At 69.3% G+C, this 8,252-nt stretch carries 8 protein-coding genes; 6 read left to right on the top strand and 2 right to left on the bottom strand.

Translation table 11 applies throughout. The annotated features are described in order from the left end of the window. The 3 genes from C3Y15_RS30680 to C3Y15_RS30670 form a co-directional block, all read left to right on the top strand. A partial coding sequence (locus tag C3Y15_RS30680; protein ID WP_134206932.1) for a PRC-barrel domain-containing protein occupies positions 1-667 on the top strand: 667 nt, incomplete at its 5' end. Continuing rightward, positions 664-1,932 carry an MFS transporter gene (locus C3Y15_RS30675; protein WP_045578911.1) on the top strand — a complete coding sequence of 423 codons (1,269 nt, stop codon included), beginning with the start codon at positions 664-666 and terminating at the stop codon, positions 1,930-1,932. The genes C3Y15_RS30680 and C3Y15_RS30675, both read left to right, overlap by 4 nt. Before the next feature lie 37 nt (positions 1,933-1,969). Continuing rightward, on the top strand, positions 1,970-2,533 hold the full coding sequence (locus C3Y15_RS30670) for an FUSC family protein (RefSeq protein WP_014723395.1): 564 nt from the start codon (positions 1,970-1,972) through the stop codon (positions 2,531-2,533). Positions 2,534-2,607: 74 nt separating this feature from the next. On the opposite strand, the gene C3Y15_RS30665 is transcribed toward C3Y15_RS30670, so the two are convergent. Together C3Y15_RS30665 and msbA are read right to left on the bottom strand one after the other, a co-directional pair. Beyond that, entirely contained in the window at positions 2,608-3,000 is a 393-nt protein-coding gene (locus tag C3Y15_RS30665; RefSeq protein ID WP_011885591.1) for an RcnB family protein, read from the bottom strand. Positions 3,001-3,101: 101 nt separating this feature from the next. Beyond that, a complete protein-coding gene (gene msbA, locus C3Y15_RS30660; RefSeq protein WP_041493869.1) occupies positions 3,102-4,853 on the bottom strand; it encodes a lipid A export permease/ATP-binding protein MsbA in 1,752 nt (583 codons plus the stop codon). 207 nt (positions 4,854-5,060) lie between these two features. Here msbA and C3Y15_RS30655 point away from each other — a divergent pair, with 207 nt between their 5' ends. The 3 genes from C3Y15_RS30655 to C3Y15_RS30645 all read left to right on the top strand — a co-directional run bounded on the left by C3Y15_RS30655 (position 5,061) and on the right by C3Y15_RS30645 (position 8,207). Beyond that, positions 5,061-5,813, top strand: a complete 753-nt coding sequence (locus tag C3Y15_RS30655) for a glycosyltransferase family 2 protein (RefSeq protein WP_034194044.1) — start codon at positions 5,061-5,063, stop codon at positions 5,811-5,813. A 136-nt stretch (positions 5,814-5,949) separates the two neighbouring features. Then, a complete protein-coding gene (locus C3Y15_RS30650; RefSeq protein ID WP_011885594.1) occupies positions 5,950-6,792 on the top strand; it encodes a glycosyltransferase in 843 nt (280 codons plus the stop codon). A 131-nt stretch (positions 6,793-6,923) separates the two neighbouring features. Next, positions 6,924-8,207: an O-antigen ligase family protein gene (locus tag C3Y15_RS30645; protein ID WP_059696046.1), complete on the top strand. Its 1,284-nt coding sequence runs from the start codon at positions 6,924-6,926 to the stop codon at positions 8,205-8,207. Positions 8,208-8,252 lie beyond the last annotated feature (45 nt).

Here is an 8,252-nt window from a genome sequence, read left to right as displayed (position 1 = left end):
GCCCCCACCGCCGCCCCCGCTCGTTGCAACGCGTCCGATCGAGCGTTCGCAGATCCACGCGCTGCTCGACAGCGAAGTCGCCCGCCGCAACGGCAAGGTGGTCGGCCGCGCGGTCGACATGGTCGTCGACGCGGGCGGCAAGCCGCGCGAGATGATCGTCAATCTGCAGGGCTTCATGGGCATCGGCGACCGTAAGGTCAGCTTCCCGTGGAGCGTGTTCCGCTTCACGCCGGGCGGCAAGCAGGAGCCGATCGTGCTCGACGTGCCGGCGGGCGACCTGCCGCCCGCCGCACGGCCCAAGGCCGTGCCGCTGTCGGGCTCGGCCGCGGCGTCGCCGGCGACGCGACTGCCGATGCTCGACAGCGACGTCGAACGCCCGAACGGCACGAAGATCGGCCGCGTCATCGACGTGCTGATCGACCGCGGCGCGCAGCCGCAGGCCGTCGTGCTCGACCTCGGCGGCCTCGTCAATACCGAGCGACGCTCGATTGTGGCCAGCTGGGGCGCGCTGCGCTTCGTCACGCGCGACAAGGCGCTGCATCCGCAGCTCGACCTGAACGACGCGCAGATCAAGGCGGCGCCGCCCTATGCGGCCGACAAGCCGATCGTCGTGGTATCGCCACCGCCTGCCGCCGTGCCGGCTTCGCCTGCGAGTGCTGCCCGATGACGATCAAGCATGCCGTCAGCGTGCGCAGCCTCCGGGCGCTCGACTGGCTCAACTTCTTCGTTGCAAACGTTCAAACCGGATTCGGGCCGTTCATCGCGTCCTACCTCGCGTCGCACAAGTGGACGCAGGGCGAGATCGGCATGGTGCTGTCGATCGGCACGATCAGCGCGATGGTCAGCCAGGTGCCGGGCGGCGCCGCGGTCGATGCGCTGAAGAACAAGAAAGGCGCGGCCGCATGGGCGATCGCGGCCATCATCCTGTCCGCGGTGCTGCTCGCGTCGAGCCCGACGATCGTGCCGGTGATCGCGGCCGAGGTGTTCCACGGCTTCGCGAGCTGCATGCTGGTGCCGGCGATGGCCGCGATTTCGTTTTCGCTGGTGGGCCGCGCCGACCTCGGCGACCGCCTCGGCCGCAACGCGCGCTGGGCCTCGATCGGCAGCGCGGTGGCCGCCGGCCTGATGGGGCTCACCGGCGAGTATTTCTCCGCGCGCGCGGTGTTCTGGCTGACCGCGGTGCTCGCGTTGCCCGCGCTGTTCGCGCTCGCGATGATCCAGCCGACGCACGAAGTGATCCCGCATGCGTCGAAGCCCGACGAGCGCGACGATGCCGACGAAGGCGAGGATCGCGAGACGCTGCTCGAGCTGTTGCGCGATCGCCGGATGCTGACCTTCGCGGCGTGCGTCGTGCTGTTCCACCTGTCGAACGCGGCGATGCTGAACCTGGCGGCCGGCGAAGTCACGGCCGGGATGGGCGAGAACGTGCAGCTCGTGATCGCCGCGTGCATCATCGTGCCGCAGGCGATCGTCGCGATGCTGTCGCCGTGGGTCGGCCGCTCCGCGCAACGCTGGGGCCGCCGGCCGATCCTGCTGCTCGGCTTCTCCGCGCTGCCGGTGCGCGCGCTGCTGTTTGCCGGCGTGGGCAGCCCGTACCTGCTGGTGCCGGTGCAGATGCTCGACGGCATCAGCGCGGCCGTGTTCGGCGTGATGCTGCCGCTGATCGCGGCCGACGTCGCCGCCGGCAAGGGCCGCTACAACCTGTGCATCGGGTTGTTCGGCCTCGCGGCCGGCATCGGCGCGACGCTCAGCACGGCAGTGGCCGGCTACGTCGCCGATCACTTCGGCAACGCCGTCAGCTTCTTCGGGCTGGCCGCGGCCGGCGCGCTGGCCGTGCTGCTCGTGTGGCTCGCGATGCCGGAAACGCGCGTCGAAAACGGCGACGCGAACGTCGGCGAGCCGGCGCCCGCGTCGCCCGAACAGGCGCACTGACGCCGCGCTGCTGTCCGCTGTTTCCCCGACCGACCAGATGAATACGATCAGGACATTCAACGAAGCCCGCCGGCAGATCCAGCAGTCGATCTTCGATCTGCTCAAGGGGCTGACCTTCGGCGAACGGCTCGCGCAAGGCGCGCTGATGGCGCTGCAGGCCGTCTGCAGCGCGTGCCTCGCCTTCGCGATCGGCCGCGCGCTGCACACCGAGCAGGCCGTGTGGGCCGCCATTACGGCGATCGCCGTCACGCAGCACAACTACTCGGACACGATGTCGCTGTCGCGCGACCAGTTCATCGGCGCGATGATCGGTGGCCTGACGGGCTTCGCGGGCGCCGCGCTCGGCGGCGACCGGCTGCTCGCGTATGCGATCACGGTCGCCGTTGCGATCGTCGTGTGCTGGTGTCTGAACGTGGGGAGCGCCGCACGGCTCGGCGGCGTGACCGCGACGATCGTGCTGCTGTTTCCGGGCAACGGCCCGCTGTGGGACATTCCGCTGATGCGGCTAGGCGAAGTGGCGCTGGGCACCGTGTGCGCGCTGGGCGTGTGCTGGGCGATGTCGCTGATCGAGCGACGCTGGTTTCGCCGCGCCGCGGGCTAGGTCCGGCCGCACGCGAGGCGATCGCCGGGGCGCCGGCCCCGGCAGCCTGGTGCGGCAGCGATCGGGCGAAACGGTTAGGGGCCGACCCGCAACACGATGCCCGAGCCGATCTGCACGAGCAGATAATCGCCGCCGACGCCGACCCACTGATAGCCGCGCGGTGGCGCGCTCAGATGGTAGCCGCGCCAATCGTCGACGACGTACTGGCGATCGCGGAATTCGGGCGGCAGCCGGTCGCCCCGGTGCCAGTCGCGGCGAGGCTGATCGGCCCAGCGCGGCGGTACGTCGTCGTCGCGATGCATCGCCTGACCGGGCGGCATGTGCTTCGGGCCGTGGCCGCGGTGCATGCCGGGGCCGCCGTGATCGCCGTAGTTGCCCTGGTTCCCGTGACCTTGCGCCATCGCGGCCGGCGCCGCGAAACCTGCCGCGACCAGCGCGGCCAGCATCATCCCGTGCATCTTCGTCATCGTTCTTCCCTCCGTGTCGTCATGCCGAACAGGAAACAACCGGGCCTGCACGATCAAGGCTAGCACATGGCACGCGGGGCGCACGGGGCATGTGTCGAACGTCAGGCCGCCTGCTGCTGATACTGGATTCGATGCAGATGCGCATAGAGCCCGCCGTGACGCAGCAATTCGTCGTGGCTGCCGGACTCGACGATCTTGCCGGCCTCGAGCACGAGGATGCGGTCCGCGCGTTCGATGGTCGACAGCCGGTGCGCGATCACGAGCGTCGTGCGGCCTTCCATCAGCCGTTCGAGCGCGGCCTGCACGTGACGCTCGGATTCGGAGTCGAGCGCGGAGGTCGCCTCGTCGAGGATCAGGATCGGCGCGTCCTTGTAGATCGCGCGCGCGATCGCGAGCCGCTGCCGCTGGCCGCCCGACAGGCGCATGCCGTTGCCGCCGACCAGCGTGTCGAGCCCGTCCGGCATCGCGGCGACCGCGTCGGCGAGGTTCGCGGCTTCGAGCGCGGCCTGGACGCGCGCGCGGTCCGGCGTCTGCCCGTACGCGACGTTCGCGGCGATCGTGTCGTTGAACAGCACCACGTCCTGGCTGACCATCGCCATCTGCCCGCGCAGCGCGTGGATGTCGAAGTCGCGGACCGGCACGCCGTCGACCAGGATCGTGCCGCCGGTCGGATCGAAGAAGCGCGGCAGCAGGTTCACGAGCGTCGTCTTGCCGCTGCCGGACGGCCCCGCGAGCGCGATCATCTCGCCCGGCGCGACCTTGAACGAAATGCGGTCGAGCGTCGGCCGCTCGGCCGCGCCGTAGTCGAACGACACGTCGCGGAATTCGATCTCACCGCGCGCATGCGGCAGCTCGCGGCCGCCGCCCTGCGGCTCGGCCGGCTCGTCGATCAGCCCGAAGATCAGCTCGGCGGCGGTCATGCCGCGCTGCAGCGGCTGGTTCACGTCGATCAGATGCTTGAGCGGCGAAATCACCAGCAGCATCGACGTGACGAACGCGACGAAGCCGCCGACCGTCGTCTGGTCGTTCGTCGACTGCACGACCGCGATCGTGATCACCACCGCGAGCGCGATCGACGCGAGGAATTGCGTGAGCGGCTGCGCGAGGCCGCCGGAGATCGTCATGCGCATCGCATAGCCGCGCAGGCGCTTGCTCATCGAGGTGAAGCGGTCGAGTTCGTACGCTTCGCCGTTGTGCACCTTGACGACCTTGTACCCGCCGACCGTCTCCTCGACGATGTACGACAGCTCGTTGGTCAGCGTCTGGTGCTCACGGTTCAGGCGGCGCAGGCGGCGATTGATCTTGCTGACCAGCCAGCCGATGCCCGGCAGGATCACCGCGACGATCAGCGTGAGCCGCCAGTTCAGGATGAACAGGTAGCCGAGCAGGAACACGACGGTCAGCGAATCGCGCACGAGCGTGACCATCACGCCGGTCAGCACCGACAGGATCTGGTTGACCTCGAACACGATCGCGTTGATCACGGTGCTCGCGGTCTCGCGCTGGAAGAACGACGCGCCCGTGTGGATCATCCGCTGGAACATCTCGAGCCGCAGCTGCAGCAGGATGCGGTTCGATACGTAGTTGAGCAGGTAATTGGACGCGTACTGCGACACGCCGCGCACGAGCGCGAGCCCGATCACCGCGATCGGCACGTACCATTTCGCGCGATCGCTGCCGTGCGAACCGAACCCGTGGTCGAGCAGCGGCTTGAGCAGCGCCGGAATGCCGGCCTCGGTGGCGGCGACGACGCCCATCGTCATCACGGCGAGCACCACGATGCCGATCAGCGGCCGGATGTACGGCCACAGGCGCTTGAGGACCGTGACCGGCGACGTGCTGGCGCCGTCCATCGGTTTGCGAAGAGTGTTCTGGGTTTCCAAGGCAATCCTTCTTGAGCCGCGACGCGGCGCCCGGCGCGTCGGCGCCAGGGATTCGCCTCGTCCGGCGGGTGCCGAAAAAGGCCCAACATTATAGCTGCACCGCCCCCGCGGGCACGGCCGCTGCCGACGCGCGGGTATACTCCCGCTCACCGTTTTCTCCGCCCTTTCGACGATTTCATGGCAGAACCCACCCTCGGCGTCGCTCTCATCGCCCTCAACGCGGCCGCGCGGCTCGCGCAATGCCTCGACGCGTTGACCTTCGCCGACGACATCGTCGTGATCGACGGCGGCAGCACCGACGATACCGTCGCGATCGCCCGCGCGCACGGCGCGCGCGTGATCGTCGAGCGCGACTGGCCGGGCTTCGGTCCGCAGAAGAACCGCGCGCTCGATGCGCTCGACACCGACTGGATCCTGTCGCTCGACACCGACGAGGTGGTGAGCCCCGAACTCGCCGAATCGATCCGCGCGGCGATCCGCGCGCCAGCCGCCCAGGTCTACGCGCTCGACCGGCTGTCGAGCTTCTGCGGCCAGTGGATCCGCCACAGCGGCTGGTATCCGGACTGGGTGCCGCGGCTGTTCCGGCGCGGCACGGCGCGCTTTTCCGACGATCTGGTGCACGAACGGCTCGTGTTCGACACGCCCGCGCAGCGACTGGCCGGCAAGCTGATGCACTATTCGTACGAGGATTTCGAAACGGTCGTGCGCAAGCTCGATGCCTATTCGACCGCGGGTGCGCGCCAGCGCCGCGCGGCCGGCCAGCGCGGCGGCTTCGGCAAGGCGCTCGCGCGCGGCGCATGGGCGTTCGTGCGCACCTACGTGCTGCGGCGCGGCTTCCTCGATGGCCGGGCGGGCTTCATGATCGCCGTCTTCAACGCGGAAACGGTGTACTACCGGTTCCTGAAGCTCGGCCACGAAGCGGCGCGCTGAGCGCCGCCGCATGCCGGACATCCGCGGGAGCCGGCGTGCGGGAATCGGGCCGACCCGGCGTTACAATGCCGGGCTGCCCGCGCGGCGCGAGCCCTGCCCCGCGCCGCCGACACGACGACCACCGACTCGACCTGCCATGTTCTCCATCATCATTCCGACCTGGAACAACCTGCCGTACCTCAAGCTCGTCGTCGACAGCCTGCGCCGCCATTCCGCGTTCGACCACCAGATCATCGTGCACGTGAACGACGGCTCGGACGGCACGCTCGACTGGGTGCGCAGCGAAGGCATCGAGCACACCGCGTCGCCGGCCAACATCGGCATCTGCCACGCAGTGAACCTCGCCGCCGCGCGCGCGACGCGCGACTACGTCGTCTACATGAACGACGACATGTACTGCTGCCCCGGCTGGGACGCCGCGCTCGTGCGCCGCATCGAGCAGATGCCGACCGATCTGTTCATGCTGTCCGGCACGATGGTCGAGCCGGTCGACACGCGCAATCCGTGCGTCGTCGTCAGCAATTTCGGCCGGGATGCCGAACATTTCGACGCGGCGGGGCTGGTCGCGGCCGCGCCGCGACTCGCCCGCGCCGACTGGCTCGGCTCGACGTGGCCGCCGACGCTCGTGCACCGCGACTGGTGGCACCGCATCGGCGGCTACAGCAGCGAGCTGTCGCCCGGGATGAGCAGCGACAACGACTTCTCGATGAAATTCTGGGATGCCGGCTGCCGGATCTTCCTCGGCGTCGGCGACAGCCTCGTCTATCACTTCCAGCAGAAGAGCACCGGCAAGATCGTCAAGAACGACGGGCGCCGTCAGTTCCTGAACAAATGGGGCATGACGCAGGCAACCTTCGACCGCTATTACCTGCATCGCGGCGAAGCCGCCGGCTCGCGCGTCGCCCTCGACACGCCGGCCGTCGAAGGGCGGCTCAAGCGTGCGCTGCTGCGCTCGCGGATCAAGCGCGCGTTCAGCTGAGTCGGCCCCGGCAACGATGCTGAGGCCCGGGCGGCTTCGCGTATACTGCGCGCTACGCCCCCGGGCGCCGGCGTAGCGCGCGGCAACAGCGCGACGCCTGCACGCCGCATTCGTTCATTCGACAGGTTCCGATGCTTTCGTTTTCCGCCCCCGCCACGCGGCGCCTCACCGCCGCCCGCGCCTTCGCCGTCATCGCGCTCTGCATGGTGCCCGTGTCGACCGCGCTGACCAACGTGTTCTGCGGACTGTTCGCTGCCGCGCTCGTCATCTCTCCTGAATTCTGGCGCGAGCTGCGCTCGTTCGTCACCGAGCCGGCGTCGCTCGCGGCGCTGCTGATTCTTGCGGCGCTCGCCGCGAGCATCACGTACACGGTCGCGCCGCACCCAAAGGCATGGAACTGGGTCGCGAAGTACGACAAGCTGCTGTTGCTGCCGTTTGCCGCGCTCGCGTTCCGCCACTCGAACTGGGCGCCGATCGTGCGCCGTGCGTGGTTCGGCACGCTGTGCGTGATCCTGGTGCTGTCGACGACCAACTATCTCGGGCTGACTTCGATCGGGCCCGCGCATTCGACCGAGCTGCCGCTGTCGCGCGCGTGGGTGTTCAAGAACCACATCGCGGCCGGGATGTTCGGCGCGCTGCTGTTCTACCAGGCCGCCGATCTCGCGCTGTCGGCGCGCAGCGCGCTCGCGCGCGCCGCGTACGCCGGCGTGGCCGCGTGGTCGCTGATCAACGTCTTCGTGATGCTTCAGGGCCGCACCGGGCAGGTGATCGCGCTGCTGCTGATCCTCGTCGTGGCCGTGCGGTTCGTGCTGGTGTTGCGCCGCCAGTCGCCGCTGCGCGCCAGCCTCGCCGCGGGCGCGCTGGTGCTGGCGGGCGCCGCGCTCGTCGCCGCTGCTTGTACCGTGCACAACGGCCGGCTCACGAAGGTCGTCTCCGAAGTGCAGCAGTACCGGCAGACCGACGCCGTGACGTCGACGGGGCTGCGTCTCGAGTGGTACAAGAAGGGCCTCGAGCTGTATCGGATGCGTCCGGTGATCGGTTACGGCGCCGGCGGCCTCGAGTTCGAATTCCAGAAGCTCGCGGCCGGCAAAACGGCCGCCGAAGGCCAGCTCACGTCGAATCCGCATAACGAGTACCTGTTAATGGCCGTGCAGCTCGGCACGATCGGCGTGCTGCTGTTCGTGAACCTGATCGTGCAGATCGCGCGCGGCAGCCGTGGGCTGGATCCGCGCTCGAAGCATCTGCTGCTCGCGTGGCTCGCGATTTTCACGATCGGCAGTCTCGCGAACTCGCTGCTGCTCGATTTCGCCGAAGGGCATCTGCTCGTGCTGCTCGCCGGCATCCTGCTCGGCTGCGGCGCGGCGCGCAGCGACACGCTGCCGCGCGAGACGGCGGCGCTGCGGCGCAGCGCCTGAGGCTGGGCGGCTGGGCGGCTGGGCGGCTGGGCGGCTGGGCGGCTG

It is taken from the genome of Burkholderia sp. B10, assembly GCF_004368385.1.
GTDB lineage: Bacteria > Pseudomonadota > Gammaproteobacteria > Burkholderiales > Burkholderiaceae > Burkholderia > Burkholderia vietnamiensis.
This window is presented reverse-complemented; position numbering and strand designations above follow the sequence as displayed.